Source organism: Nocardia sp. NPDC102475 (genome assembly GCF_055584605.1).
On the sequence record NZ_JBVJLS010000024.1, the window covers coordinates 44,610 to 71,198 of the forward strand.

Below are 26,589 nucleotides of genomic sequence, written 5' to 3' on the forward strand. Positions count from 1 at the left end.
CTCAATTCGCTGAGGCGACAGGTGATTTCGACGGTGACGGGTCTGCGGCGACGCCGTCGTGGGCGACCATCGCATCCGCGCGGGACAGGCTCGGACCGGCTGCGAGCAGGCCGACGATCGGCCACGGCGCCGGTTCGGCCTTGGTGCCCGAATCCGTGTCCATGCCGAGTGCCTTTTCGGCGTCGGAGTCCTTGATGCCGTAGCGGACACCGGTGTCGGCGATGTAGAACTTGCTGTCCTTGCGGCGGCTGTCGGGCTCGATGCCGGTGGTCTGGACGAAGGCGCCGGTGCCCGGCGGGATGTATACCGAGTCTGCGTTGGGGCCGGTACCGTCCGCTTGAGCCAATGGTACGAGTTTGGCGTTATCCGGAATCGGCAGGGCCACACCGGTGAGCACCGTCAGTTCGGCGCGATTGCCGCCGTCCTTGTTGTCCGCGGCGGCGGCCAGCGGCTTCCAGGACAGGCAGCTGACCGGCTGGTCCTTGTAGTCGACGATGGACGGCACAGCCTGCGGATACATGCCGACCGGCAGTGCGTTCGACACCGGCGCGTAGGTCTTGTCGATCTGATCGACTACGTCGTTGCCGGACGTCGAGCGGTTCCGGTTGCGGATGATCTCGGCGGTCACCGGCGAGATCGGCTGCAGACCGTCTTGCAGCACAACGTATTCCGTATTGGGCTGCGCGGGCACGTGCACCACGTCGCCGATCCGATGGTTGCCGATCGAGTAGCTCACCGAGCCGCCCGGGTTATCGATCTTGGGCGGAATGATCGGCAGCACTTCGGGAATCGTATTGAGCAGCCCCTCACCGATCGGCCGGGCGGTAGCGCCGGTGATCTTCAATGCGTCGGTGACCGCGCGCTCCTTGAGGTCGACGCGGGCACGCTTGCCGTCGTAGACCAGATACGCCGACTCCTTGCCCTGCACCAGCAGCGCCCGGTCCTTACCCATGACCGAGGCCTTCTCGCCGAGCGAGAGACTCCCGGCGAGCACCGAGGTGGTGAGGTCCTTGCTGCCGTCCACCTTCATCTGGTCGCAGACGGTCCAGATCCGGCCCTTGCCGTCCTTGTCGAAATGCAGTGAGGAAGGTGCGCCCGGAATGCCGATCAGCTGGCCCCGCGTTTTCTTGCCGATCTCGGATTCCTTGACGATGACGGCCTTTTCCGGCGATCCCGCGGCCAACCTGGCCGAGGCGAGGTTCAGCGTCGGATGCGCCACGTCGTTGATCATCACGTAGACGGCGCCGGATTCCTTGCCGATCAGGATCTTGTTACTGCCTACCTTGTCCTGCGGACGCAGCAGTGCGAGCACGCCGCAACCGGCCAGCACCACGATCGCCATGATCAATCCGGCCGCGTAGGCGCGGGACTGGGAGCGCATCGGATCGTGCAGCATGCGCACATCCCGGCGCACCAGCGCGTGTTCCATCCGGCGGACCAGGAAGCGGTAACCGCTCACCTGCCACCGTGTAGTGGGTTTTGAAGGCATGTTTCCCTCCCCGAACAATGCTCGCGTTCGCGGAACACAGTACAGTTTCCGAGGACTATTGTTCAGCTCGGCCGCTGCGATACGGCCGATACCGGGTACTTGGGGGACGACGATGGCCGAACAAGCCGGCGCGGGACCACGCCCGCTGCTCGGGCGCATCTCACTGCGGAATCTGTTGATCGCGCAGGTGATCGGGCTCAATGCCGGACTGCTCGCCCTGTTGGTCGGGCTCGGCGCCTGGCCAGCGCTCGGCGTCGCGGTGGTCGCCGGACTGCTGCCACTGATCCCGATTGCCAAGCGCACCATCCTGGATTGGATCGCCACCTGGTGGCGCTACCTCACCCACCGCGATTACGAGCTCGGCGATACCGTCGACTTCCGTGGCTCGGACGGTCGCTCGCTCGGGCTGTACTGGGACGGCAGCCGGGTTGTCACGGTCGTCGAGGTGCTGGCCCCCAAGGGTGGGCTGACCCGGATCGCTCGCACCACCGTGCACGCCTCGCATCTGCTGCCGCTGCCGGAATTGGCGAAATGCCTGAACCAGCACGACATTCTGCTCAGCGGTATCGACATCATCAGCCACGGTCACCGCAGTCGCTCCGGTACGCCCGCAGGCAAGATCTATGAATCGCTGCTGGGTCCGCTGCCCGCGACCGCACACCGGAATGTGTGGCTCGCCATCAGCTTCGACGCGATCGCGTGCCCGGAGGCCGCGGCCCGGCGCGGTGGCGGCAGTGAGGGTGCGTCACGCGCGGTAACCATTGCGACGCAACGCATTATGCGCACCCTGGAAGACGCCGACTGCAGCGCCCGAATCCTTACCGCACCCGAGATCCGCAAGGCGGTGCTGCAGGTCACGCAGGGCTTCGATCCGCGCACGCTGACCCATCGCTGGCGGAATGCCGAGATCGGCAACAGTGTGAATATCGGTAGCGCGGTCGACCCGAAGCGACTCGGTTCGGATCTGCTCTCGCAGCTGTGGGTCGCGCCGTCGCGCGGTACGACAGTCGCGGTGCGACTGCGCCCCGGTAGTTCGGCCGAATCGGTGAGCATCGGCGCGGCTTGGCGGCTGACCACACGGGAGCTGCCGGAGCGCACGAAGCTCAAGGGTCTGATCTCGATGAACGGGCGGCAGCGCGATGGTCTGCTCGCGCATCTGCCGCTGGCCATTCCGGATCTCGACGACGCGGTTCCGGTGATCGAGTACCCGATCGAGGTGATCGATGCGTTGCATCTGCCGTCATCAGGGTGCGGTCAGCTGATCGGTTCGGATGACGAGGCGCAGGGTGTCGCGGTCCGGATTGTCGGTACCGGTATTTCGACGGTGTATGTGGCCGGTGAGTTGTATCTGGCTCAGCAGTTGGTGTTCCGCGCGTTGGCAGTCGGTGAACGCATCCTGATCCGTACCGATCGGACGCATGCCTGGGAGAACCTGGTGACGACCATCGGGAACCCGGAGCGGCTGCAGATCGCGGTGGAGACGCATCAATCCGATGCCGGGTTCACCGCGACGGTGGTCGACGGTGTGCTGGCGCCCGCGCCGCACGCCGGCGTCACGACGATCTATGTGACCGGAGATCCGATGGGGTGGCCCGCGACTCGGCCGGACCTGTCGATCCATCAGCCGGGGGCCATCGGAAACCATGTGGTGCTGCGGACCGGGACTGCTCAGGTCGATTTGACGTTGGTGTCGATTCCGCGTGAGGCGACGTATATCGGGCATCCGCGCGGACGGCGGGCGATGGCTGGGAGTCCCCAGTAGCTACCAGCGTAGTCATCTGGCTGTGGTTGCGTTCCAGGCTTTTTTGGCGAGGGTAGTGAAATGGTGGTAGTAGTCGGCGCGTCGAACCACCATTCGACTGCCCTCGATGGGTTCTGCTCCCGATGGTCAGCCTGGGTAGGGGTCTGTGGTGCGGGCGGTGCGGAGAGTTCTTGCCCACCAAGCCAATTGGCGGATCAGGCGATCGGCGGCATCTATGGCGGCGCCGTCTTGGGTGTCGCCTGATTCGTCGAATCGCCTTTTGGCCTGATGGAAGCTGACGGTTTCGCGGATGGAGACCATGTGGATTTCCGCGACTACCTGGCGGAGTTGTTCGACGGCGCGCAGGCCGCCGGAGAGGCCGCCGTAGGAGACGAAGCCGATGGGTTTGGCGCGCCATTCGTGTTTCGCGTTGTCGAAGGCGGTTTTCAGGGACGCCGGGTATCCGTGGTTGTACTCGGAGGTGATGGCGACGAAGGCGTCGGCGTCGGCCAGGCGCCGGCGATAGGCCTCGACCTCGGCTGTGAAGGTCAGGTCGGTCGGCAGTGGGGTGGTTATGAGGTCGATGACGCCGGTGTCGAATTCGGGGGTCGCCCGGACCGTGCGCAGGAACCAGTCGGCGACCACCGGAGCGAATCGCTCCGGGCGCGTGCTGGCCACGATGACCTCTAGCCGTAGCGGAGTATCCACTGCGCGAGCCTAACTCGGTGTGCCGACGGTACGGTCGAGGCGGGCGCGGCGATCTCGATTCATTCGCGGGATCGGCCGGCGCGCGGCTCGGTGATTCCGCATGATTGACGGGGCAACCCGGTGCGACTCTGGAGGAAACGACATGATCCTGGTGACCGGCGCGACCGGCAATATCGGCACGGAACTGGTTGCGGCACTGAGCAAATCCGGCGCTGCCGTGCGCGCATTGGTCCGCGATCCCGCGCGGGCACAGCTGCCCGCCGGTGTCGAGGCGGTGACAGGCGATCTGAACCAGCCGGAAAGCCTGACCGAAGCCCTGGACGGGGCCACCGGAATGTTCCTGCTGCCGGGCTACGCCGACACCCCGGACCTGCTCGCCCGCGCGAAGAAGTCGGGCGTCCAGCACATCGTGCTGCTTTCGGGTGGTTCGGCGGCACTCGAGGATATGAACAACGCGGTCTCCGCTTATATGACGCAGGCCGAGCGGGACGTGCGCGAATCCGGCCTGGCGTGGACCTTTCTGCGCCCGCGCTCGTTCATGTCGAATGCGCTGCGCTGGTTGCCGCAACTCGAACAGGGTGATGTGATCCGCGCCCAGTTCCCCGATGTACCGGTCGCCGCAATCGATCCCGCCGATATCGCGGCCGTCGCGGCGGTCGCCCTGACCGGCGGCGGACTGGCCGGGCGCGTCCTCGAGCTGACCGGCCCGCGAGCGCTCGTGCCCGCCGATCAGGTCGCGGTGCTCGTCGAAGTGCTCAACCGGCCACTTGTCTGCCAGGGCTTGACGAATGCGGAAACCCGGGCCGAACTCGAGGCCTCCATGCCGCAGCACTACGTCGACGCATTCTGGAGCTTCTTCGTCGACGGCACCCTCGATGAATCCCAGGTCTACCCCACCGTGCGGGAAGTGACCGGCCGAGAACCGCGCACCTTCGACCAGTGGGCCCACGCCCACGCCGACGCCTTCGCTCCCCCGAAGGCGTGACCGATCGCAGTATCTATTCGACGGCAGGCTCATTCCTCACCGCATCTCCCCGACGCAGCCGCCCGCCCGAAACACACACCTTTACGGTCGAGCCGCGCGCTCACAACGTCGCCAGACGCAGCTCACCCACCCGCGACGGTCGCAATCGAAACAGTGCTGCGGAATCCCGGCTGCCCCCGTTCGAATCGTGCACGATATGCATTGGCTATCAGCGGTGATCGTGGCGTAGGTTCGAGATGGGGAGGGGACGAAGTGATCATCGAGCGCTGGCTATTGATCGAAACGCTCGGCCGTGTCGACAGCTGGTCGGTGTTGGCCATCGGTACTACGCCGCGTGAATGGAAGTCGTTTCAGCGGGCCGTGCCCAGTCGGTTGCAGCCGCTGGTCGCTGCCGCGTGTGCGAGTGGATCGGTCGTGGATCAGGTGCTGCCGACTTCGCGACAGGCATGGTCGCAGCGGCGTGTGCGGGCCGTGCCCATATCGGGTCCGGATGAGCAGGTGTACGCGATCCATCTCTGGGTCGGCCCCGGAGATCCCCCGCCCGCGCCCGGGGTTGCGCCGTTTCTGGTCGATGCGCGCACCCGCCGTGTGGACGCGCTGATGCAGGGACTCGGGCCGGATTTCGCGCCCCACCGCACACGCTGGGTCGGTGCCGAAATCTTCGAGATGGTCGAACGATTCGACGGCGCACTGGATTTCGTCGCGAACCTGACTCGATCCGAACCCGATTCCCGGTGGCTCGGGACGGCAACCGTGCACTCGAAGGCGGGCCCGCGCTCCATACTGGTGGCCACCCGCAACGCGGATACCTCCGCCGACCGGCACCGCTGGCGCGGCCTGGCGGTCGACGTCACCGATAGCGTTGCGCCGCAAGGCAAATCCTTCGAGGCGACCGCCCTCGATATGCTGCGCCGCGCCCAACCCAACCTCTACCTCGCGATCGTGGACACCGCCCAGATCCGATTGATCCGCTGGGTCACCGAACCCGTTCCGACAATGCGCTGGGCCGGCACCGACGAACGCACCGTCCCGCATCCGGCGGACCGCGCCCGAATCATCGAAGCCCGCAACGCGATGCGCTCCGGCGCAGCACACCACCAACTCCGCGCCGTCCGCCTGGCCGGCGAAAACAACGATTGGATCATCGCCCACTTGGAAATCTCCCCCCTCCCCGGCGGCACCCCGAACTCCGCCTCTCCCGAATTCGTCCTGGTCCAACTCGAAATCGTCGAGAACCCCGGCCTCGCCTGAGCACCCGCCGAACCCAGACCCGATCGACGCAACCTCCGACTTTGCCGACCCCGATCACCGCGACCGCGATCGGCACCCAGCGGGCGCGGACCATCGTCGAGGGCATCGAGCCGGTCGCCGAACACCCCGAGAGCACCACCGCCAAGAGATCGCGCGCTTGCAACGCTCTGGCGGGGCGCAACCGCCTTCAGATCGGCGAGCCCGCGCCGGCCTCCGGTTTCGCCGACTCGGGTTGGGGTGCAGGCGTCCGCATATTCGGTCCGGCACTCTCGATCATCGGCTCCGGCCGGGGCGCATTCACGTTCGGCGCCGGAGCATCCGGGCGGGAGCCTGGCCGCGCGATCGGCGCGGCGGCCCGTGGGGCCGGGTGCACCTGCTGCTGGGGTGCGGTCGGCGGCGGTGCGGCTCGCACGTGTAGTGGAGCGGGTTCCCGTTGGGGTGTGGTGGTCTCGACCGCGGGGGCAGCGAGTTCGGCTAGGCCGTGGATGGGTGGGATTCGGGCGGTGAAACCCAGTGCGCGCCTGGCCCGTTCGGGGTCGGCGGCGAGGTGGCGGGCGTCGGCGAGGAGGTAGCGGCCGGTTACCACGGGGGCCGGGCCGCCGCGGGCTTTGGCCATGATCGAGGCGACTTCCCACATGGTGATGGGGTGGCCGGAGGCGATGTTGAGGGGGACGAAGCCGGGTGGGCGGCGGTCGACGGCGGCCACGGTGGCGGCCACGATGTCGTCGACGTGCACCACATCCCTGACCTGTCCGCCGTCCTCGTCGACCAATGGCGGGCGGCCCTGATCGAGTGCGGCGAGGAAGTTTCCGATGAAGCCGGAGCGCGTGCCTTCGCCATAGCCGTTGTGGTAGCGCAATGCCGTGACGGCCGCACCGTTGGCCAAACCCCAAGCGAGCGCGTAGTTTTCCTGCGCCAACTTGCTGGCACCGTAGAAGCCGCGCGGACGCAGCGGCGCGTCCTCGGTGACCGGCTCCCAGGTGAGCAACTCCCCGGTACGCGGCGCCAGGTGGTCGAACATGCCGCGATCCAGATCGGCCCGCCTCCGCAACCCGGGATAGATCGGCCCGCTGTTCATCCCGCGATAGCGCCCCTCGCCGTACACCACGATGGATGACGCGAGCACCAGATGACGCACCTTCGCCCGACCCATCACATCGAGCAGGACCGCCGTCCCGAGATCATTGTGCGCGGCGAACACCGCCGATTCCGGCCCGGAGGTGACGGCGGCGAGGTGACAAACCGTATCGATACCGCGCAGCAACGGCTCGAGCGCATCGGCATCGCGCACGTCCACCCGCGACACCCCATCCGGCACTTCCACATCCGGCCCGAGTAGATCGAGCCCGACCACCTCGTGCCCGGCGGCGGCCAGTGCCCGCCGCAACCGCGACCCGACAAACCCGGCTGCCCCGGTGACCAGCACTCTCATCGCATTCGCACCCCGCGTTCGGTTCCGAACCCAACCTGACTAGCTGCTCGAACTCACGGTAGTTCGAACGGCAGCGACACTCCCGCATGGACACGGCAACGGTCGCAGGTATCGGTTCCGGTGACCGCCGAAACCGAGCGCCGGATCAGCTCCTTGAACGGCCCGAGGTTCTTCTTGAACTCGGCGAAGACGTCGACCGCGTGCACACCGTGACCCTCCTCCAGCCCCGCATCCAGGTCGGTCACCAAAGCGACTGCGGCGTAGCACATTTCGAGTTCGCGGGCGAGCACCGCCTCGGGATGTCCGGTCATATTCACCAGTTCCCAGCCCTGCGCGGCGAACCAGCGGCTCTCGGCCCGGGTGGAGAAGCGCGGGCCCTGCACCACGACCATGGTGCCCGAGGATTTCATCGGCAGCGCATCCGTCGCGGATTTCGTTGCCGCGGAGCGCAGTTCGTCGCAGTACGGGTCGGCGAAGGAGACGTGCACGCCACCGCCGTCGAAGTAGGTCTGCGGACGGCCGGAGGTCCGGTCGACCAGCTGATCCGGCACCGCGACGGTCCCCGGCCCCCAATCCGCGCGCAGGCTGCCGACAGCGCACGGCGCGAAGATCCGCCGCACACCGATCGAGCGCAACGCCCACATATTGGCCTGATAGGGCAGCGTATGCGGCGCGAATTCGTGCTGTTTGCCGTGCCGGGGCAGGAAGGCCACCGGGCGACCCTCCACTTCGCCGACCGCGATCGGCGCGCTCGGCTTGCCGTAGGGCGTCTCGACCTCGACGGTGGTCGCCTCGTTATCGAAGAAATCGTAGAAGCCACTACCGCCGATCACGGCGAGCGCGGGGCGAACATCCAAACTCATGCACCGATTCTCTCGCTTGTTCCCGATTCCCGGCCAGACGGGTCCACATCCGGCCAACTGGACCTTCGTTCATCATGACCTGAGTCGTTGGGTAGTGGAGGTGTCGGTGAGTTCGTCGCGTACGCGCGCCGGGGTGACCCTCGCCGCGCTCAGCGATCCGGGTGGATTGCGCGGCAGCCCGCGCCACCTGCGCACCGTCGGCGGGTTCGGCGTGATCGCGGTCGCCGGGGTGCAGGCCAGCTTCTTTCTTTCCCTGCCCTACCTGCAGGTCGGTGTGACGCTGATGATCCAATTCCTGGCCCCGATAGCGGTGATCGCCTGGAACTGGGCCGCGCGCGGACGGCGACCATCCGGGGCGACACTTCTCGGCGCGGCAATCGCGCTCGGCGGCGCGGCGCTGGTCATCGATATCTTCGGCGCGGGCGGGATCAGTCTGATCGGGCTGGGCTGGGCAGCAGTCTCGATGCTGTGCAATGCGGTGTTCTTCCTGCTGTCGGAGCGCACCTCGGATTCGCTCAGCCCGGTCGTACTGCTCGGCTCCGGCCTGTCCGTGGCCACCGCGACCGCTTGGACGCTGGGCCTGACCGGCCTGCTACCGGTGCTGTTCGGCGATGCCGACACCGCGCTCGCCGAGCATCACCTGCCGGTCTGGCTGTCGCTGACACTGCTGGTCACGATCAGCACGGTGGTGGCGTATGCCTGCGGAGTAGCGGGGGCGGCGCGCATCGGCTCCACGCTGATGTCGCTGATTCTGCTGAGCGAGGTGCTGTTCGCGGTCGTGTTGTCGTGGCTGTTGCTCGACGAATCGGTCGCGCCGGTGCAGATGGTCGGCGGCGTGCTGGTGGTCGGCGGCATCGCGCTTGCCCGCAGCGGCGCCGAACACCGGCCCCGCACACCCGTGGCCGACGCGGCGCAGAGCGCGGTAACCTGACAACGCCCTCGCAGCACTGTACCCTAGGGGGGTATTAATGAGGCCGGTCAAGCCGGTGAGCAGCGAGGAGACAGTCGGTGACACCCACCCCGTCGCACAATGACACCGCGCCAGGCAGTGACTCGGCGGGTACTAGCCACGACCATTCCGGCCACGGCTACATCACCGCCAAGGACGACTACCTCAAACGCCTGCGCCGGATCGAGGGCCAAGCCCGTGGCCTGCAGCGCATGGTCGAGGAAGAAAAGTACTGCATCGATATCCTCACCCAGGTCTCCGCGATGACGAAGGCACTGCAGGCCGTTGCGATGGGCCTGCTGGAGGACCACATCAGCCACTGCGTAGTGGACGCCGCGGTCGCCGGCGGCCCCGAGGCCGACGCCAAGATCAAAGAGGCCACCGACGCCATCGCTCGCCTGGTGCGTTCCTGACGCTCAGCCGTGTCGCCGCCGGTACACCGCGGCTGCACCCGGATGCAACGGGACGGCATCGGTTCCGATGAGCGAGCGGGTATCCAGGAACTGGGTGCCCGCCGCCTCGGCGGGCACCAACCGGTCCGCTCGGGAAACGAGCAGATCGACGATCGCCCCCGCCGCGGCATCGGACATGGCCGGGGCGGCGAGCAGCAGATTCGCGACGCCAACAGTGCGGACCGAACGACCGCCGTCGTAGGCGTCGGCGGGAATTTCGACCAAATCGTAGAGGTGACCGAAGCGCTCCCGCATCGGCGCGGCCAACTCACCGAGTTCCACCAACCGCAACCGCTGCGGCACATCGAGCGCGTCGGTCGGCACGCCGCCCGCCCAAAGCAGCGCATCCAGCTCACCGGATTCCACACCCGCCACCGCATCTCGCAGCGGTCGATGCGAAATATCCACATCCGAAACGGGATTCACGCCCGCAGCCCACAGCAGGCGCTCACCGGTCACCGCCGCACCGGATCCCGCGGCCCCCAGGTTGACCCGGGTCCCGCGCAAATCGGTGACCCGCTGAATCGGCCCCTCCGAGCGCACCGCCAACTGCAGATAGTTCTCGTACACCCGACCGAGCGCCACCAACGGAGCCCGCTCACTCTGCACCGAATCCGCCAGCGCCAGTGCGGCATCCACCTGCCCGTTCGCCAACATCCCCAGATTTTCCTGCGAGCCGGTTGTCGTCACCGGTTCGATGCGCACCGTGCCCTCCTCTTGGGCAACCGCCGCGAGCAGTTCCGCGAATGCGTGATAGAAGCCGCCGACTTCGCCCGAGGCCAGCCGCACGAGTTCTGGACTCCGACCACATCCGACGGCTCCGGCCGCCACACCGAAGACGGTGAGCGCCAGGAACTTCCGCCGCCGCATCACGACTGCACCGCCTGCGGCAGCCGGATCTGAATCGCGAGACCGCGCGGCTGCGCGGGGAGCACGGACAACGTGCCGCCGCGCGCTTGGGCCAGTGCCGTCGCAATCGGGAGCCCCAGGCCCGAGCCGCCGGACGACGCACCGGAGCCGCGGAAGAACCGGGTGGTCAGCTTGTCGATCTCGGCCGGTTCGACGCCGGTGCCGTTGTCACGGACGGTCACCGTCACCCAGCCCGGCTCGGCGTCGACCACGATGACGGTCTGCGTGCCCGGCCCGGCATAGCTGCACGAATTGCTCAGCGGCACATCGAGAATCTGGGCAAGTACATCGGCGGAAACCGCGGCTTCGGCCTCGGCGATCTGCGGTTCCGCCCGCAATTCCTGCCCGGCGCTCTCGTAGGCGGAATACCAGGCGTCGACCCGATCGGCAACAACTTGCACTGCGTCGCAATGGATTTCAGTAGTAGATGGAGCGCGTGCAGCCTCGAAGGCAGCTGGGGTCTCGGCAACCGCCAAGCTGAGCAGGCCATCGAGCAGCGCGGTCAACCGTTCGACCTCCGCGCCCGCGCTACGGAATGTCGCCACCGCACTTTCCGGAATGGCGGCTTCCAAAGAGTCGAGACGAATTGTCAAGGCGGCGAGCGGGTTTCGCATGGCATGCGCGGTATCCGCGACGAGCTGACGTTGCGCATCCGCCGAATCGGCGACCGCCAATGCCATGGCATCGAAAGATTCCGCGACCGCCCGCATTTCCGGCGGCCCGCCGTGGTGGCGGGCGATCGAGACATGCGCGGCGGCCTCGGCGCGTGGCTTCGGCAGGGTCGCGGTCAATTCGGCGACCGCCTGCGACAGCGCTGCCAGCGGGCGCAGCACCCAGCGCGCCAGGCTCAGCGCCAGCATGGTGAACACCACCATTGCCAGCACCGCGCCGACCGCGATCACCGCCCACGCGCGGGCGATATCGCGTCGGGCGCGTGCGGTGGATGCCTCGATCACCACCGCGCCGTTGACCTGTACTCCGGTGCCGACCGGACGAGCGATCAGCACCGTCGACGCACTCCACGGGGTCAGTCGATACACCGGCTGCGGCCGCTGGTTGCGGCGGGCGGCGGCAACAGCGTCCTCGACGGGATCGGCGGCCGCATCGACGCCCGCATTCACCGTCCGCGCACCACGCGCATCTACCACGAGCACGTTTTCCCCATAGAGATCGTGGTAGCGCCCGGCCTCGTCGGCCAGCGCCCGGCTGTCCCCCTCGGCCACCGCCGCATCGGCGAGGCTGGCGAACCGGTCGGCATCGCCGGAGCGATCGGCAACGAACTCCTGGGTGCGGCTGGTCGCGAAGGTCAGCGAGAGCGGTACCGCGAAGGCGAAGACGGCGATCGCCGCGAATACCGTCAGCGCGACGAGTAGTCGTCTGCGCATTCCGGGCTCCGCTCCTGCTAGGTCTTTCGGGCCGGCACGATCACTGGCCCCAGCGGTAACCGTAGCCGCGAATCGTCGTTATCAGCCCAGGTCGGTCCAATTTCGCGCGAAGTCCGGTCATGTGCACATCCAGTGAGCGCGATACCGCGACGAACGCGTCACCCCAGATCCGATCCATCAACTGCTGGCGGCTGACCGCGGCACCGGGCCGCTCCACCAATGCCTCCACCAATTCGAATTCCTTCTGGGTCAACGCGATCGGCCGCCCAGCCACCTCGACCACCCGGGCCGCCAGATCGACCCGCACATCGCCGGTGACCACGTCGGCACGCTCCGGCTGCGATCCGGCGGCGGCGCGCCGGACCACATTCTCCAGCCGAGCCATCAATTCCGCGATCCGCGGCGGCTTCACCAGATAGTCGTCGGCACCGCCGCGCAGTCCGCGCACGATCGAGCGTTCGTCGCTGCGCGCGGTCAGGATCAGCACCGGCACGGAACTCACCTCGCGCAGCTGGCGCAGTACCTGCAGGCCGTCCCCGTCGGGTAGTCCGAGATCCAGGATGACCGCGTCGTAACCGCGGTGCGCGATGAGCAGATCGGCGCCGCGGCGCTTGCGCTCGGCCTGATAACCGCGGGCGTTGAGCGCCTCTACCAGCGCGTCGCCTACGCCGTCATCGTCCTCGACCACCGCAAGCCGCACACGCCGATCCTCCCATAGCAATGGAGCGGCGTGTGCGGTCGGGCGGTCAGGGTCGAGCCGCCGCGAGGCCACGGTCCGGCTCGGTGGCTGAGGTATCCGCCTTGGTGAGCGAAATATCGTCGATGGCGGCGGCATCGGCGTCGATGGCGGATCCGCTCGAGGTCTCCCGCATGAACCAGTAGGTCAGCAGCGAGATTCCGATGCATCCGGCGACGTACCAGAAGTACAGCGATTCATGGTTCGCCTGCTTCAGCGACAGCGCGATGGTTTCGGCCGTACCGCCGAAGATCGCCACGGTCAGCGCGTACGGGAGTCCGACGCCGAGCGCGCGGATCTTGGTCGGGAACAGCTCGGCCTTCACGATGGCGTTGATCGAGGTGTAGCCGGTGATGATGACCAGCGCGCCCATCATCAGCGCCCAGGCAGCGATCGGATTCTTGGTGTGCGCGATCACGGTCATGATCGGCACGGTGAGCAGGGTGCCCGCGACGCCGAAGAAGATCAGCAGCTTACGTCGCCCGATGCGGTCGGACAGTGCGCCGGCCAGCGGCTGCAGTACCACGAAGACCAGCAGTGCGATGAAGTTGATCCAGGAGACCGTCGACTTGGAGATGCCGGAGGTATTGATCATGAATTTCTGCATGTACGTCGTGTAGGTGTAGAACGCGACGGTGCCGCCGAGCGTCAGCCCGATCACCAGCAGGCATTCCCGCGGGTACTGCAGCAGCATCCGCAGCGAACCGCGCGCGGGCTGGTTCGCACCGGCGCTGCTCGCCGCCGGATCACGTTCGGCCTCGACCTCGGCCTCGAAGTGCTCCGATTCGTCCATGCTGCGCCGCAGCCACATCACGATCAGCGCGGCCGCCGCACCGATCACGAACGGAATGCGCCAGCCCCAGTTGTTCATCTGCGCGTTGTTCAGGAACTGCTGCAGGATGATCTGCACGCCGAGCGCCACCAACTGACCGGCGACCAGCGTGACGTACTGGAAGCTCGAATAGAATCCACGCTTACCCGTCGAGGCAACCTCGGACAAATACGTTGCGCTGGTTGCGTATTCGCCACCCACCGAAAGGCCCTGCAACAACCGGGCCAGCAAAAGCAGTGCCGGCGCGGCGATTCCAATCGTCTGGAATCCGGGCGTCAGCGCGATCAGCAGCGAACCCGCCGCCATCACCGTCACCGAGAGCGTGAGCGCCGAGCGACGTCCGAACTTGTCGGCATAGCGGCCGAGCAGCCAACCACCGAGCGGCCGCATGAGGAACCCGACCGCGAAAATCGCTGCGGTGGAAAGCAATTGCGCGGTCGAATCACCCTTCGGGAAGAACGACTTCGCGAAATACACGCTGAATGCCGTGTAGACATACCAGTCGTACCACTCGACGAGATTGCCGATGGAACCACGCAATACATTCGCGACCACCCGGCGCTCGCCGACAGGCTGTGTCGTAGTCACAAGATCTCCTTCTTCGACGCGGCCTTGCGTCGGTCGGAGACCAGTGTGTGCGCAGTCACAGCACCGATGGAAGCGGACGACGCCCTTTCTAACGCTGTCTTAGGACGATTGCCGTCTGTTGGGGCGCAGGTCTATTTCGCGAGCAGCGGTGCGAGGGTGCGGAGAGTGGCGGGTTCGTCGGCGAGGACTTGGATGGCGACGTGGTCGGCGCCCGCGCTCAGGTGGGCCGAGAGGCGATCGACGATCGCATCCGCTTCGCCGTGGGCTACCAGGGCGTCGATGAGGCGGTCGCTGCCGGGTTTGACCAGGTCGTCGTCGGTGAAGCCGAGGCGACGGAGGTTGCTGACGTAGTTCTGGAGGTCGAGATAGAACTCGACGCGCGGGCGGGCGGCGGTACGGGCCCGGACCGGATCGTCGTCGAGGACCACCTTGTGTTCGGTAGCCAGCAGCACACCGTCACCGAGCTCGGCGCGGGCGCGGGCGGTGTGTTCCGGGGTGACGAGGTAGGGCAGCGCGCCCGCGGACCGTTCCGCCGCGAGCCGCAGCACGCGGGGGCCTAGCGCGGCGAGGGCACGGCGCTCCTTCGGTACGCCCGCGGCATCCAGTTCGTCGAAGTATTCGCTCAGCGCGTCGTAGGGCTTGCGGTATTCGCCCTGGTGTTCGGGGTGGCCCGCACCGAGGCCGAGCAGGAACCGGCCGGGGAAGCGCGCTTCGATCCGGTGGAACGACTCCGCGACCTGCTTCGCGGGCGCCGTCCAGACGTTCACGATGCTGGTGGCGACGGTGATCGACTCGGTCGCCTCGAGCAGCGACTCGACCACGGGCAATTCGGCGGGCGGGGACCCGCCGAGCCACAGCGTGCCGTAGCCGAGTCCTTCCAAGTCCTGCGCGTCCTGCGGGGCGAATGCCCCGTAGTAGCGCCATACACCGAACCGTCCGAGATCTGCGATCGCCATGTTCCGAGCCAACCACGCTGTCACGGTTCCTATTCCGACCTCGAATCGGGTTAGCACTCTCTATCCCGGAGTGCTAATTTGGATAGTGCACAGCTTCCGGCGCTTGCCGTCGTGGCAGGCGTCGCCGCTAGTGAGATGGAGGTGATTGCTGTGCTCCGGTTCGATCCATTCCATGACCTCGACACCGTTGCCCGCCAACTGCTCGGCGAATCCATGGGGACATCACGCGCGCCACGATTCATGCCGATGGATCTGTTCAAGGCAGGCGATCATTACGTACTCAACGCCGACCTGCCCGGTGTGGACCCCGGCTCGGTGGATGTGAGCGTCGACAACGGCACACTCACCCTGCGCGCGCAGCGCAGCCTGCCGAGTGACGAAGGCGTCCAGTGGATCGCGTCCGAGCGCTTTGCCGGCACCTATATGCGCCAGCTCAGCCTCGGCGACAATGTCGATGCCGACAAGATCAGCGCAACCTATAACAACGGCGTGCTCTCGGTGACGATTCCGATCGCCGAACGGGCCAAGCCGCGCCGTATCGAAATCTCCGGTTCCAGCGAGCCACGGACGATCGAGGCGGGTTCGTCCGGCTAGATTCGCTGGGTCATGCTCCCGCACCGCCCGTGCCCGCCATTCGCGGTGCGGGAGCGCCCCGTCAGCTCAGCCGCCGCAGCAGCCTTCGGTTGGGACAGTACGCATTTCGCGGGTTTCGGCATTGCGCGCGGCGAGGGCGGCATCGTCCGGATAGTCGACGGCGACGAGACTCAGGCCGTGTGCGGGCGCCACGGTGACCGAGCTGGAGCGCTGGGTTTCGTTGAGTAGCGCGGCGACCCAGTCGGGCGTGCGACGCCCCTCCCCCACCGCGAGCACCGCGCCGACGAGGCTGCGCACCATGGACCAGCAGAACGCATCCGCGCTGACATAGGCGGTGAGCAGGTCGCCATCGTGCTCCCAGTCGAAGCGCTGAAGTTCACGGACGGTGGTCGCACCATCGCGGCGGCGGCAGAATGCGGCAAAGTTGTGCAGGCCCAACAACTTTCGCGACGCTGCGCGCATGGCTTCGAGATCGACGTCGTGACGACAGGCGACAACACTGCGAGCTTGGAGCGGCTCGGCCCCATAAGGTGCGGTGGTCAGCCGGTACACGTAGTGGCGGCGGATCGCCGAGAAGCGTGCGTCGAATTCGGGCGGAGCGACTCGAATATCCTTGATCCGCACGTCTTTCGGGAGGAATCGTGCCATGCGATGGATGAGCTTGGCCGCATCCGGTTCAGCGCCGGTATCGAAATGCGCGACCTGCCCCTCGGCGTGCACACCGGCATCGGTGCGGCCCGCGACGGTCAATTGGATCGGCTCCCGGAACACCTTGCTCAGCGACTCTTCCAGCACGCCCTGCACCGTGCGCAGACCGGGCTGTCGCGCCCACCCGATGAAATCGGTGCCGTCATAACTGATATCGAGCCGAATTCGAACCGAGTCGGCAGCGGCCGTCGACCGCACGGTCGAATCCTCTTCGGTCACAGGCGATCTCCTAATAGATACGAACGAGCCCGCCGACCCAGCAGGGGCGGCGGGCTCGTTCGAGAACTCCAACGCGAGCGTCAGGCGTCCTTCTTGTCCTCAGCGGCCTCGTCGGCAGCGGGGGCCTCGGCCTCGACGGTCTCGGCGACGGCCTCATCGGCCTGCTCCTCGACCACGGTCTCGGCGACGGGCGCCTCGGCCTTCTTGGACGCGGCAACGCGACGAGCGCGGTCGGCCTCGTTGGTCACGGTCTTCTCCCGGACCAGCTCGATGACCGCCATCGGCGCGTTGTCACCCTTGCGGGGCAGCGTCTTGGTGATGCGGGTGTAGCCACCCTCGCGGTCCTCGAACGACGGACCGATCGAGGCGAAGAGCTCGTGGACGACATCCTTGTTGCGGATAACCTTGAGCACCTCGCGACGGTCGGCCAGGGTGCCGGCCTTCGCCTTGGTGACCAGCTTCTCGGCGTAGGGGCGCAGCGCCTTGGCTTTGGCCTCGGTGGTCGTGATACGACCGTGCTCGAAGAGCGCCGTGGCCAGATTGGCGAAGATCGCCTTCTGGTGCGACGCCGACCCGCCGAAGCGGGCACCCTTCTTGGGCTTGGGCATTGTTTGTTCTCCTTGTGTGAGGCCGCGCCGGGGTGCCTACCCCAGCGGCCTAGAGCTGTTCGGTCTCGGCGTAGTCCTGCTCGCCGCCATCGGTGTCACTGAACGTGCCGCTGTCGCTCCACGTTCCGGTGCTCGCGTCGTAACCCACCACGGACGAAGGATCGAACGAGGCCGGGCTGTCCTTCAGCGAGAGGCCGAGCGCATGCAGCTTGACCTTGACCTCGTCGATGGACTTCTGGCCGAAGTTACGGATGTCCAGCAGATCCGATTCGGTGCGGGCGACGAGTTCGCCGACCGTGTGCACGCCCTCGCGCTTGAGGCAGTTGTAGGACCGGACGGTGAGGTCCAGATCCTCGATCGGCAGACCGAACGAGGCGATGTGATCCGCCTCGGCCGGCGAAGGGCCGATCTCGATGCCTTCGGCTTCGACATTGAGCTCACGGGCCAGGCCGAACAGCTCGACCAGGGTCTTGCCCGCCGAAGCGAGCGCGTCCCGGGCGGTGATGGAGTTCTTGGTCTCCACGTCCAGGATCAGACGGTCGAAGTCGGTGCGCTGCTCGACACGGGTGGCCTCCACCTTGTAGGTCACCTTGAGCACCGGCGAGTAGATCGAATCCACCGGGATCCGGCCGATTTCCGCGCCGGACGCCTTGTTCTGCACCGCCGGGACGTAACCGCGACCGCGCTCGACGACGAGCTCGATCTCCAGCTTGCCCTTGTCGTTCAGGGTGGCGATGTGCATATCCGGGTTGTGCACGACAACACCGGCAGGCGGCACGATGTCACCGGCGGTGACGGTGCCCGGGCCCTGCTTGCGCACGTACATCGTGACCGGCTCGTCCTCCTCCGAGGACACGACCAGACCCTTGAGGTTCAGGATGATGTCGGTGACATCCTCCTTCACACCGGGAACGGTGGTGAACTCGTGCAGGACGCCGTCGATGCGGATGCTGGTAACCGCGGCCCCCGGAATCGAGGACAGCAGGGTACGCCGCAGCGAGTTGCCGAGGGTGTAACCGAAGCCCGGCTCGAGCGGTTCGATGGTGAACTTCGAGCGGTTTTCGGCGACGACCTCTTCGGTCAGCGTCGGACGCTGTGAAATCAGCATTAGGATCATCCTCCTGTACGGGCGCCCACTATTTGACGCCCACGTCTTGGGGGTTGTGCGTGATCGCCCCGATAGAGACGATCACGCACCAGCAGCGTGAAAGCTGATTACTTCGAGTAGTACTCGACGATCAGCTGTTCAGACAGCGGCACATCGATCTGAGCGCGCTCCGGGACCTGGTGCACCAGGATCCGAAGACGACCCGGGATGACCTGCAGCCAGCCGGGAACCGGACGGTCGCCGACGGTCTCACGCGCGACCTGGAACGGCAGCGTGCCCAGCGACTTCTCCTTGACATCGATGATGTCGTACTGGGTGACCTGGAAGCTGGGGACGTTCACGGCCCGGTTGTTCACCAGGAAGTGACCGTGGCTGACCAGCTGGCGAGCCTGCCGACGGGTACGGGCCAGACCGGCGCGGTACACGACGTTGTCGAGACGGCACTCGAGCAGACGGAGCAGGTTGTCACCGGTCTTGCCCTTGAGGCGGTTGGCCTCTTCGTAGTACCGGCGGAACTGCTTCTCCATGACGCCGTAGGAGAAGCGCGCCTTCTGCTTCTCCTGCAGCTGGAGCAGGTACTCGCTCTCCTTGATCCGCGCGCGGCCGTGCTGGCCCGGCGGGTAGGGACGACGCTCGAACGCCTGGTCGCCTCCGACGAGGTCGACCCGCAGACGACGCGACTTGCGGGTGATAGGGCCTGTGTAACGAGCCATTTTTCGTTATTCCTTTCCCGCTAGACGCGACGCCGCTTGGGCGGACGGCAGCCGTTGTGCGGCTGCGGGGTGACATCGGAGATCGTGCCGACTTCCAGGCCTGCGGCCTGCAGCGAACGGATCGCGGTCTCGCGGCCCGAACCCGGGCCCTTGACGAACACGTCGACCTTCTTGACGCCGTTCTCCTGCGCCTTGCGGGCAGCGTTCTCGGCGGCGAGCTGCGCGGCGAACGGGGTCGACTTGCGCGAACCCTTGAAGCCGACGTGGCCCGAGGACGCCCACGAGATGACGTTGCCGGACGGGTCGGTGATCGACACGATCGTGTTGTTGAACGTGCTCTTGATGTGCGCGTGGCCGTGCGGGACGTTCTTCTTTTCCCGGCGACGCGACTTCTGGGTCTTCTTGGGGCCGGAGGCCCGACTCTTCGGAGGCATCCTTTATCCCCTACTTCTTCTTGCCTGCGACGGTGCGCTTCGGGCCCTTGCGGGTGCGCGCGTTGGTCTTGGTGCGCTGGCCACGCACGGGCAGGCCACGACGGTGGCGCAGACCCTGGTAGCAGCCGATCTCGATCTTGCGTCGAATGTCGGCCTGCACCTCGCGGCGCAGGTCACCCTCGACCTTGAGGGCCGAACCCTCGATGTAGTCACGCAGCTGCGTGACCTGCTCGTCGCTGAGGTCCTTCGAGCGCAGGTCCGGGCTGACGCCCGTCGCCTCGAGGATCTCCTTGGCGCGGGTACGGCCGATGCCGAAAATGTAGGTCAGCGCGATCTCCATGCGCTTTTCGCGCGGAAGATCAACGCCCATGAGACGTGCCATGTGGCAGGTTCCTTAATCGTTGCGGAGGTCTGCTCCCTGTCCGTCCCCTCGTCTTGGTGGGGCCCCGGCCTCCGGTCCGGGGGTAGGCGGGCACTGTGTGTGCCCGCTGGCGCTGGGAGGTCTTCTTCAGTTGGCCAAGCCGATCAGTGATCGGTGCCCGGCTGGTGCTGCGAACTCAGCCCTGACGCTGCTTGTGGCGCAGGTTCTCGCAGATCACCATGACCCGACCGTGACGGCGGATCACCTTGCACTTCTCGCAGATCTTCTTGACGCTCGGCTGAACCTTCACGTCCGTCCAATCTTGTTCGGTTCACACGGGTGTGAACACAGTTTTTCCCCAGCCGACGACTGGGGAAGTCTCTGTGGTGAGCCTTGTGGCTCGATGGTCACGCCTCGCGGGCGTGATCACTTGTAGCGGTAAACGATGCGGCCGCGCGACAGGTCGTAGGGCGAGAGCTCGACGACCACACGGTCCTCGGGAAGGATGCGAATGTAGTGCTGCCGCATCTTTCCGCTGATGTGCGCGAGAACCTTGTGTCCGTTCTCGAGCTCGATCCGGAACATCGCATTGGGCAGCGGCTCGACAACTCGACCCTCGACCTCGATGGCCCCGTCTTTCTTCGCCATGTCCTCCGCGATCCCGGTTTATGCTCAAACCTGGTTTGATTGCCTTGTATCTGCTTCCATGTACCCATCGGTCGTCCCGATCGGCGGCATGCAAACAGTCGGCGCGTAGGTGCACCGCCGACCAAGCTTACCGGTTTAATTGCGGGCAGGCCAATTCGCCCTGTTCATCGCATTCGCAACCGCCTATTATTCCGCATCCAGCGCGCGTCGGCCGGTGCGCGGACCCCGGACCGCCACCAAAATAATCATGGTGACCAACGCCGCCGTGATCACGGTGAAGACCGCACCGGAGCCGTGGTTGTCGAGCAGCGGCAGCAGGACGAACGGAAGCACGGCGGTGCTCACCTTCGACAGTGAATAGGTCGCGCCGGATGCGGTGCCGCGCACGCTGGTCGGGAAGGACTCCGGCAGGTAGGTGTGCAGCGCGTCGGAAAAGACGTTGCTCGCGAGGGTGTAGAGGCCGCCGGAGATCAGGATCAGCGCGACGCTGGTGGCGAAGCCGAAGGTCAGGCCGAACACGGCCATCAGGCCCGCGGTGGCCATCAGCAGGTGTTTGCGCTCGACGCGTTCCATCAGCGGGATGGCCAGCAGCGAACCGAGTGGATAACCGAGATAGGTAATGGCCAGGTAGCCCAGAGAGGCCACCACCGCGAAACCCTTGTGCTGCAAGACCAGGACGGCCAGCGTGCCGAAACCGTAGTAGCCGAAGACCTGCAGGATCATCACCGTCGCGAATAGTGCGGTGCGGCCGCGGTATTCGCGACGGACAATGGCACGGAACGGCACCGCCTCCTTCTTCTCCCGCTGCCCGGCTAGCCAGTGCGGGGACTCCGGCATCTGCCTGCGCGCCACGAAGACCACGGCCGCACCGAGCCCGCCGAGCACGAACAGCCAGCGCCAGCCGTCGATCCCCAAGGGCTGCAAGGGAACCAGCCATTTGGCCAGGAAACCGACGGTGGGCACGGCGCAGAAGCCGATGGTGTAGGCCATCGCGATCATGCGGCCGCGGACCGAAGGCGGCACGACCTCGGAGAGATAGGTATCCGAGACCGTCATCTCGGCACCGATGCCGAGCCCTGCCAGGAATCTGGTCGCCATCAGGAAGACGACGGTCGGGCTGAACGCGCCGAGCAGGGTAAAACCGGAGTACAGGGCGATATTCACCATGAACATGCGACGGCGGCCGAAGATGTCCGAGAGGCAGCCGATGACCAGCGCGCCGAGGAACTGACCGGCGAAGGCCGAGGCCAGGATGCCGCTCAGCTGGAATGTCGACAGATGCAGTTCGGACTTCAGTACGCCGGTGATCGTCCCGGCCAGGAACAGTTCGTAGAGATCGAAGAACAGTCCGGCGCCGACCAGAGCGACGAGTCTGCGGTGGATCGGCCGGACCGGAAGTTCGTCGAGCCGCAGATCCTCGCGACCGTAGTCGACTGCTGTCGTCATTTCGTCCTACTCCTGAGAAGGCAGAAGCGGCAATCGGCCGCGCCGGTTGCGCGCCACCGCGCAACGCCGCGTATTTTCCGCCTCCTTGCCGACGAGGTGCACAGGGAGCCAACGGAACCCGCCGAGGGGATGTTCGGAAACCGGTCATTCGGCCCACTCCCCAGCCATGATGGGCGCGAGTCGTCGCGTAAACTAACCGCAGCCCAGATATAGGTCGAGCAGATCCAAGGGGGACGTGTGAGCCGTAATAACGACAGCCTCCCCATGCTGCCTCCGTGGCTGTCGGAAAGTGACGTCACCGGCGGCTACGAAGCGCCCGTTCAGAACCTGCCACACGAGGACCTCATCGACGAAGCGCCTTCCCGGCGTGGACGTTCCAAGCGCGCTCCCGAGACCGAGCGGCCCGAAGCCGGGCGCCGGGACAAGCGCCGCTTCGGTCGACGCAAGGGTAAGGACGAGCAGCCCGAGGAACAGTCCGGCCCGCAGGGCCGCGGTCCACGCGAGTTGTCCGGGCCGGGTTTCGAACTGCACCGCGGGCCGGATATTCAGAGCGGCCCGGATGGCTTGCGCGGACCTGAGCATCACAGCGGACCGGACGCTTATCGGGGACCGGAGCAGCAGCACGGACCCGAGGGGTATCGCGGCCCCGCACAACAACACGGACCCGACGCCTATCACGGACCCGAATCGCACAGCGGGCCCGAACCATACGGCGGCCCCGCACAACAGCACGGACCCGACGCCTATCGCGGGCCCGAGCCGCATGGTGGCCCCGAATCACAGCACGGCCCGGAGCTGGGCGACCCGCGCAGGCAAGGCCCCCCGCAACCCGATGCGCGCCATGACTTCGGCCCACACGCCCGCCAAGACGTCCCGTTGCAGGGTTCGGCGCGCCCGGACAACGCGTGGCAGGGCGGGCAGCCGCTGCCAACCCGCAACCCGCGCCAACCCTCCGCCGCCTTCGAACCCCTCGGCAGCAGGCCCCCGACACCCCCTTCCCAACCCCTGGTATCCCCGCAGCCGCCCGCCACCCATCATTCAGGCCACACCGACCACCTGGGTGCTACCCAACAGTCAGGCGCTATCCAACCGACTGCTGCCACAGAAACGCCCGCGTCGGTCGAGGAGACGGTGCGTTACCGGTCGCGTCCCGACCTGCCCCCACCGCCGAACCAGGCTGCCGCACAACCACATTCGCCCGCCACGCCCGCGCAGCCGCCGACCGGTGAGCTGTCGACGACCGAAGATCCCGACGGGCCCCCGCCGTGGCTCGACACTCCGCGCACCGAGCAGGCCCGCCCGAGCTCCGAAGTCGCAGGTACGGGACCGCACACCCCAGCGGCTCCGACACGGCCCGAACCCACGCCTGCTGCCGAACAGCACTCGGGCAGCGGCCATCTCGCTCCCCCGCCACCACACGACGCGCCGCGCCCACCGGCTGTACATCGCACTGACGGCCCGCCGTCGCAATACGACCCAGCACACCCACAGGGCTCCCATCCAGCCGACGACCCGCTCTCGCGACACGAGCCGCGTCCGGCGGCCTCGCCCGGAAACGATGCCCCGGCCGCACGCCACGACGAACCACACTCGACCGGCGCATCGGGCACCGAGAGCCGACCGCAGCGAGTCGGGGAGCCGCGTCCATCGGCCGACAGTGGGACCGCTGACCCCGCCACACGCCTGGACGAAGCAGTCCCGCTCGGCTCCCCCGGAACCGGCGGCGAACGACACCGGCACGATGAGGGGCTTCCGCCCGGTGCCGACCGCCCACCATCACTACACGACGAGACTGGTACACCGGTTTCGAGTGATGCCGATGGGCCACCGGCTTGGCTTCCGCCTCCGGCGCCGACCCAGGGCCCGCCCGCTCCCGAGCAGGCGACCGCGCGGGTCGGTCAGCGGCCCGAACTGCCCCCGGCGCCAGGGGAATTCGACGCACATCAGGGGGCCGACGCCGGTATGGCGTCGACTGGTCCCGCGACGGGGAGTCCCGGCACCGAGGCGATCGCGAACGAGCAAGACCAAGCAGGTCGTCCGGACCTGCCACAGGTGCCCGGCATCGAGCACACCGAAAATGGCACAGCGACTGCTGCGGAGCCGACGGCGGCCGCGACGGGTGATCGCTCGGAATCCCATGGTGCGACACCGATTTTCGATTCCGCGACCGTCGACCCAACCAGGCGGGCGGGTGCATCCGCGGCGCCGGTTCCAATCGCCCCGTCGTCATCGGAATACGGACCGGCTCAGCGTGATCACACCCGGGATTCGGCACCGATCACCGCGCAGACATCGACACCTGCCACCGACTTCCGTGGCCCGGCCGCCGCACCGCAGGCTCCTGGCGGCGACTTCACCAGGCCACCCCGCGCACCGCAGGCACCCGATTCCCACGGCCCGACCGGCACCGGTGGTGCACCGGCACAGCCGGTATGGGGGCAGCAGCCGCAACCGGATCGCGGGGCGGTACCCGACTGGGCTACCCATCCCGGCGTCGGGTCGGCGGGCGGGTCGATGGATCCGGGCTCGGACTCCCGACCGGGATCGCAGGCCCCGGTCGACGATTTCGGTCGTCCGGGGTCGACGTCACAGGGACCTGGGATCGACGGGCCGATAGGGCCCGATGATGCTGCCGCACAGCCGGAATCCGGACGGACGCAGCAGGATCAGGGGTTGGCGGCGCCTGGTTGGGCTGCGCACCCCGAGCCTGGGACAGCGGGTGGTTCGGCGGCCGTTGGTGGGCGTCATCGAGTGCCGTTGGAGATCGATGCGGGCGCGGCGGGTGCAGCCGAGGGCGATGGCGCCGTGCGTCCGAGCGATGGGACCGGCGATCAGCCGACCGGCGAGCTGTCGGGACCGTATGGGGCGGGCGAACCAGGTCACAATGCGGTCGACGCAGGACAATCCGTTGGTGCGGATGCGCAGAATGGCGACCGCAACGCGGCCGGATTCGTCCGGCCTGCGGCGGGCCAGCAAGCGCCCGGCGGCGATCAGCTGAATGATCAGTGGCGCAATGGAACTGGGTATCAGCAGCCGGGGCAAGCGCCGGGTGGCGCGCCGTGGCGGAGTGGGCCTGGTTATGCGCAACCGCCGATCGGTCGGGCGCCCGAGGGTGAGCACTGGCAGAATCCGGCGGCGCGGGCTGCGTTGGGGCAGCAGTCGCCGACCGGTGAGCAGCCTGCCGACCAGTGGCAGCAGGGTCACGGTTATGCGCCGTCGCCGATGGGACAGCAAGCGCCCGTTGGGGATCCGCATCCGGGATACGGGCGGCCACCTGTCGGGGATCCGCAGGCCGGGTACGGGCAACCGCCTGCCGTTCCGGGTTATGGACAACCGGGTGGAACGCCGCCCGGGTATCAGCCGGGTGCGCAGTATCAGCCGCAGCATCCGCATGGACCGCAGCCCTCACTCGATGACGTGCCGTTGCGCCGGGCAAAGAAATCGCCGGGCAGTGGGTGGCGCAAGGCCGTGCATCACGTATCTGGTGGCGCGATCAATCCCGGCTTGTCCGCGGAGGAGTTGCGGCTACAGGAGTTGGTGGCGCGGATCCGGCAGCCGGTGCGCGGTGACTATCGGATCGCGGTGCTCTCGCTCAAGGGTGGTGTCGGAAAGACCACCACGACAATGGGTCTCGGTTCGATCTTCGCCTCCATCCGTGGTGACCGGGTGATCGCGGTCGATGCCAATCCGGACTTCGGCACGCTCTCGCAGCGGGTGCCGCTGCAGACCCGCTCGACCGTGCGCGATCTCTTGCTGGATCCCGCGATCCAGCGCTATTCGGATGTGCGCAGGCATACCTCGCAGGGCACCAGCCGATTGGAAGTGCTTGCCAGCGAACGGGATCCGGCGGCGTCGGAGGCGTTCAACGACGAGGAGTACCGCGCGGTCGCGCGCATCCTGCAGCGGTTCTACAACATCATCCTGACCGACTGCGGTACCGGACTGATGCATTCGGCGATGGGCGGCGTGCTCGACCTCGCGCATTCGCTGGTACTGATCTCCTCGGCCGCGATCGATGGCGCGCGCAGTGCGGCGGCGACGCTCGACTGGTTGTCCCTGCACGGCCACGATCATCTGGTCCGCAATGCGGTCGTGGTGATCAACCTGCCGCGTGAGGGTTCCCCGAATGTCGGCATCCAGCAGCTGCGCGAATACTTCCTGTCGCGCTGCCGCGCGGTGCACATCGTTCCGTACGACTCGCACCTGTCCGAGGGCGCCGAGATCGATCTGCACCGCCTGCACAAGACCACCAAACGCGCGTACGTCGAATTGGCCGCTACGGTCGCAGACGAATTCGGCATCGATCACCGCCGCTATAGCGTCTGACCGGCACCGGTTGGTACAGCGCTGCGTGTTCGCGGCTTCCCTGACGCGTCCTGTGCCCGAGCCATAGCGATGGCCACGGCATCTGGTCGCCCGACGAGAGCCTGCCCCGTCGGCGTGGGTCCGGCGGTACCGCGTGCCTGATCGCTGC

The 26,589-nt window shown here is 66.9% G+C and carries 24 protein-coding genes and 1 pseudogene; 7 read left to right on the plus strand and 18 right to left on the minus strand.

Features of this window, described 5'->3' with window-relative positions:
- Position 1 precedes the first annotated feature (1 nt).
- Positions 2-1,489 carry a type VII secretion protein EccB gene (eccB, locus tag ACZ60G_RS34075; RefSeq protein ID WP_465815368.1) on the minus strand — a complete coding sequence of 496 codons (1,488 nt, stop codon included), beginning with the start codon at positions 1,487-1,489 and terminating at the stop codon, positions 2-4.
- Positions 1,490-1,601: 112 nt separating this feature from the next.
- Between eccB and eccE the strand changes: the two genes are divergently transcribed.
- The gene (gene eccE / locus ACZ60G_RS34080; protein WP_465815369.1) at positions 1,602-3,251 is read left to right on the plus strand and encodes a type VII secretion protein EccE; all 1,650 of its coding nucleotides are present in this window, start codon (positions 1,602-1,604) and stop codon (positions 3,249-3,251) included.
- 126 nt (positions 3,252-3,377) lie between these two features.
- Here the strand turns inward: eccE and ACZ60G_RS34085 are convergent, their stop codons facing one another.
- Positions 3,378-3,938 carry an NADPH-dependent FMN reductase gene (locus tag ACZ60G_RS34085; protein WP_465815370.1) on the minus strand — a complete coding sequence of 187 codons (561 nt, stop codon included), beginning with the start codon at positions 3,936-3,938 and terminating at the stop codon, positions 3,378-3,380.
- 142 nt (positions 3,939-4,080) lie between these two features.
- Between ACZ60G_RS34085 and ACZ60G_RS34090 the strand changes: the two genes are divergently transcribed.
- Positions 4,081-4,923, plus strand: coding sequence for an NAD(P)H-binding protein (locus ACZ60G_RS34090; RefSeq protein ID WP_465815371.1), 843 nt, complete (start codon positions 4,081-4,083; stop codon positions 4,921-4,923).
- 252 nt (positions 4,924-5,175) lie between these two features.
- A complete protein-coding gene (locus tag ACZ60G_RS34095; protein ID WP_465815372.1) occupies positions 5,176-6,174 on the plus strand; it encodes a GAF domain-containing protein in 999 nt (332 codons plus the stop codon).
- A gap of 463 nt (positions 6,175-6,637) precedes the next feature.
- On the opposite strand, the pseudogene ACZ60G_RS34100 reads toward ACZ60G_RS34095, so the two are convergent.
- Together ACZ60G_RS34100 and ACZ60G_RS34105 are read right to left on the minus strand one after the other, a co-directional pair.
- Positions 6,638-7,606: pseudogene (locus ACZ60G_RS34100) on the minus strand (NAD-dependent epimerase/dehydratase family protein); the annotation flags it as partial.
- Between the two features lie 53 nt (positions 7,607-7,659).
- A complete protein-coding gene (locus tag ACZ60G_RS34105; protein WP_465815373.1) occupies positions 7,660-8,469 on the minus strand; it encodes an S-methyl-5'-thioadenosine phosphorylase in 810 nt (269 codons plus the stop codon).
- Between the two features lie 106 nt (positions 8,470-8,575).
- On the opposite strand from ACZ60G_RS34105, the gene ACZ60G_RS34110 reads away from it, so the two are divergent.
- Together ACZ60G_RS34110 and ACZ60G_RS34115 are read left to right on the plus strand one after the other, a co-directional pair.
- The gene (locus tag ACZ60G_RS34110; RefSeq protein ID WP_465815374.1) at positions 8,576-9,400 is read left to right on the plus strand and encodes an EamA family transporter; all 825 of its coding nucleotides are present in this window, start codon (positions 8,576-8,578) and stop codon (positions 9,398-9,400) included.
- Between the two features lie 77 nt (positions 9,401-9,477).
- Positions 9,478-9,831, plus strand: coding sequence for a metal-sensitive transcriptional regulator (locus ACZ60G_RS34115; protein WP_465815375.1), 354 nt, complete (start codon positions 9,478-9,480; stop codon positions 9,829-9,831).
- Positions 9,832-9,834: 3 nt separating this feature from the next.
- On the opposite strand, the gene ACZ60G_RS34120 is transcribed toward ACZ60G_RS34115, so the two are convergent.
- From ACZ60G_RS34120 to ACZ60G_RS34140, 5 genes are all read right to left on the minus strand, one after another.
- Positions 9,835-10,740 carry a TAXI family TRAP transporter solute-binding subunit gene (locus ACZ60G_RS34120; RefSeq protein WP_465815440.1) on the minus strand — a complete coding sequence of 302 codons (906 nt, stop codon included), beginning with the start codon at positions 10,738-10,740 and terminating at the stop codon, positions 9,835-9,837.
- A complete protein-coding gene (locus ACZ60G_RS34125; RefSeq protein ID WP_465815376.1) occupies positions 10,740-12,164 on the minus strand; it encodes a sensor histidine kinase in 1,425 nt (474 codons plus the stop codon). The genes ACZ60G_RS34120 and ACZ60G_RS34125 overlap by 1 nt, the downstream gene beginning before the upstream one ends.
- 40 nt (positions 12,165-12,204) lie before the next feature.
- Positions 12,205-12,864 carry a response regulator transcription factor gene (locus ACZ60G_RS34130; RefSeq protein WP_063039141.1) on the minus strand — a complete coding sequence of 220 codons (660 nt, stop codon included), beginning with the start codon at positions 12,862-12,864 and terminating at the stop codon, positions 12,205-12,207.
- Positions 12,865-12,910: 46 nt separating this feature from the next.
- The gene (locus ACZ60G_RS34135; protein WP_465815377.1) at positions 12,911-14,320 is read right to left on the minus strand and encodes an MFS transporter; all 1,410 of its coding nucleotides are present in this window, start codon (positions 14,318-14,320) and stop codon (positions 12,911-12,913) included.
- Between the two features lie 131 nt (positions 14,321-14,451).
- Entirely contained in the window at positions 14,452-15,276 is an 825-nt protein-coding gene (locus ACZ60G_RS34140; protein WP_465815378.1) for an LLM class F420-dependent oxidoreductase, read from the minus strand.
- A 150-nt stretch (positions 15,277-15,426) separates the two neighbouring features.
- Between ACZ60G_RS34140 and ACZ60G_RS34145 the strand changes: the two genes are divergently transcribed.
- A complete protein-coding gene (locus tag ACZ60G_RS34145) occupies positions 15,427-15,870 on the plus strand; it encodes an Hsp20/alpha crystallin family protein (protein WP_465815442.1) in 444 nt (147 codons plus the stop codon).
- Between the two features lie 66 nt (positions 15,871-15,936).
- On the opposite strand, the gene truA is transcribed toward ACZ60G_RS34145, so the two are convergent.
- The 9 genes from truA to ACZ60G_RS34190 form a co-directional block, all read right to left on the minus strand.
- Complete coding sequence (truA, locus tag ACZ60G_RS34150; RefSeq protein WP_465815444.1) at positions 15,937-16,743, minus strand: tRNA pseudouridine(38-40) synthase TruA; 807 nt, start codon at positions 16,741-16,743, stop codon at positions 15,937-15,939.
- A 134-nt stretch (positions 16,744-16,877) separates the two neighbouring features.
- Entirely contained in the window at positions 16,878-17,405 is a 528-nt protein-coding gene (rplQ, locus tag ACZ60G_RS34155) for a 50S ribosomal protein L17 (protein ID WP_465815379.1), read from the minus strand.
- A 49-nt stretch (positions 17,406-17,454) separates the two neighbouring features.
- Complete coding sequence (locus ACZ60G_RS34160) at positions 17,455-18,513, minus strand: DNA-directed RNA polymerase subunit alpha (RefSeq protein WP_040686662.1); 1,059 nt, start codon at positions 18,511-18,513, stop codon at positions 17,455-17,457.
- A gap of 107 nt (positions 18,514-18,620) precedes the next feature.
- A complete protein-coding gene (rpsD, locus tag ACZ60G_RS34165; RefSeq protein WP_327095488.1) occupies positions 18,621-19,226 on the minus strand; it encodes a 30S ribosomal protein S4 in 606 nt (201 codons plus the stop codon).
- A 20-nt stretch (positions 19,227-19,246) separates the two neighbouring features.
- Positions 19,247-19,660 (minus strand): 30S ribosomal protein S11, encoded by a 414-nt coding sequence (rpsK, locus tag ACZ60G_RS34170; RefSeq protein ID WP_014349147.1) that lies wholly within the window; start codon positions 19,658-19,660, stop codon positions 19,247-19,249.
- Positions 19,661-19,670: 10 nt separating this feature from the next.
- Complete coding sequence (gene rpsM / locus ACZ60G_RS34175) at positions 19,671-20,042, minus strand: 30S ribosomal protein S13 (RefSeq protein WP_062983099.1); 372 nt, start codon at positions 20,040-20,042, stop codon at positions 19,671-19,673.
- 175 nt (positions 20,043-20,217) lie between these two features.
- Positions 20,218-20,331, minus strand: a complete 114-nt coding sequence (gene rpmJ, locus ACZ60G_RS34180) for a 50S ribosomal protein L36 (RefSeq protein WP_040686659.1) — start codon at positions 20,329-20,331, stop codon at positions 20,218-20,220.
- A gap of 116 nt (positions 20,332-20,447) precedes the next feature.
- Positions 20,448-20,669, minus strand: a complete 222-nt coding sequence (gene infA / locus ACZ60G_RS34185; RefSeq protein ID WP_003418601.1) for a translation initiation factor IF-1 — start codon at positions 20,667-20,669, stop codon at positions 20,448-20,450.
- Positions 20,670-20,855: 186 nt separating this feature from the next.
- The gene (locus tag ACZ60G_RS34190; RefSeq protein WP_465815380.1) at positions 20,856-22,115 is read right to left on the minus strand and encodes an MFS transporter; all 1,260 of its coding nucleotides are present in this window, start codon (positions 22,113-22,115) and stop codon (positions 20,856-20,858) included.
- Positions 22,116-22,352: 237 nt separating this feature from the next.
- Between ACZ60G_RS34190 and ACZ60G_RS34195 the strand changes: the two genes are divergently transcribed.
- Positions 22,353-26,441 carry a nucleotide-binding protein gene (locus ACZ60G_RS34195; protein WP_465815381.1) on the plus strand — a complete coding sequence of 1,363 codons (4,089 nt, stop codon included), beginning with the start codon at positions 22,353-22,355 and terminating at the stop codon, positions 26,439-26,441.
- The last annotated feature ends 148 nt before the right edge of the window (positions 26,442-26,589 follow it).

Bases quoted from the DNA above. Each gene is read 5' to 3' on its own strand.
- eccB (WP_465815368.1), bottom strand. From the start codon at position 1,489: ATGCCTTCAAAACCCACTACACGGTGGCAGGTGAGCGGTTACCGCTTC.
- eccE (WP_465815369.1), top strand. From the start codon at position 1,602: ATGGCCGAACAAGCCGGCGCGGGACCACGCCCGCTGCTCGGGCGCATC.
- ACZ60G_RS34090 (WP_465815371.1), top strand. From the start codon at position 4,081: ATGATCCTGGTGACCGGCGCGACCGGCAATATCGGCACGGAACTGGTT.
- ACZ60G_RS34105 (WP_465815373.1), bottom strand. From the start codon at position 8,469: ATGAGTTTGGATGTTCGCCCCGCGCTCGCCGTGATCGGCGGTAGTGGC.
- ACZ60G_RS34120 (WP_465815440.1), bottom strand. From the start codon at position 10,740: ATGCGGCGGCGGAAGTTCCTGGCGCTCACCGTCTTCGGTGTGGCGGCC.
- ACZ60G_RS34125 (WP_465815376.1), bottom strand. From the start codon at position 12,164: ATGCGCAGACGACTACTCGTCGCGCTGACGGTATTCGCGGCGATCGCC.
- ACZ60G_RS34140 (WP_465815378.1), bottom strand. From the start codon at position 15,276: ATGGCGATCGCAGATCTCGGACGGTTCGGTGTATGGCGCTACTACGGG.
- rplQ (WP_465815379.1), bottom strand. From the start codon at position 17,405: ATGCCCAAGCCCAAGAAGGGTGCCCGCTTCGGCGGGTCGGCGTCGCAC.
- ACZ60G_RS34160 (WP_040686662.1), bottom strand. From the start codon at position 18,513: ATGCTGATTTCACAGCGTCCGACGCTGACCGAAGAGGTCGTCGCCGAA.
- rpsD (WP_327095488.1), bottom strand. From the start codon at position 19,226: ATGGCTCGTTACACAGGCCCTATCACCCGCAAGTCGCGTCGTCTGCGG.
- rpsK (WP_014349147.1), bottom strand. From the start codon at position 19,660: ATGCCTCCGAAGAGTCGGGCCTCCGGCCCCAAGAAGACCCAGAAGTCG.
- rpsM (WP_062983099.1), bottom strand. From the start codon at position 20,042: ATGGCACGTCTCATGGGCGTTGATCTTCCGCGCGAAAAGCGCATGGAG.
- infA (WP_003418601.1), bottom strand. From the start codon at position 20,669: ATGGCGAAGAAAGACGGGGCCATCGAGGTCGAGGGTCGAGTTGTCGAG.
- ACZ60G_RS34190 (WP_465815380.1), bottom strand. From the start codon at position 22,115: ATGACGACAGCAGTCGACTACGGTCGCGAGGATCTGCGGCTCGACGAA.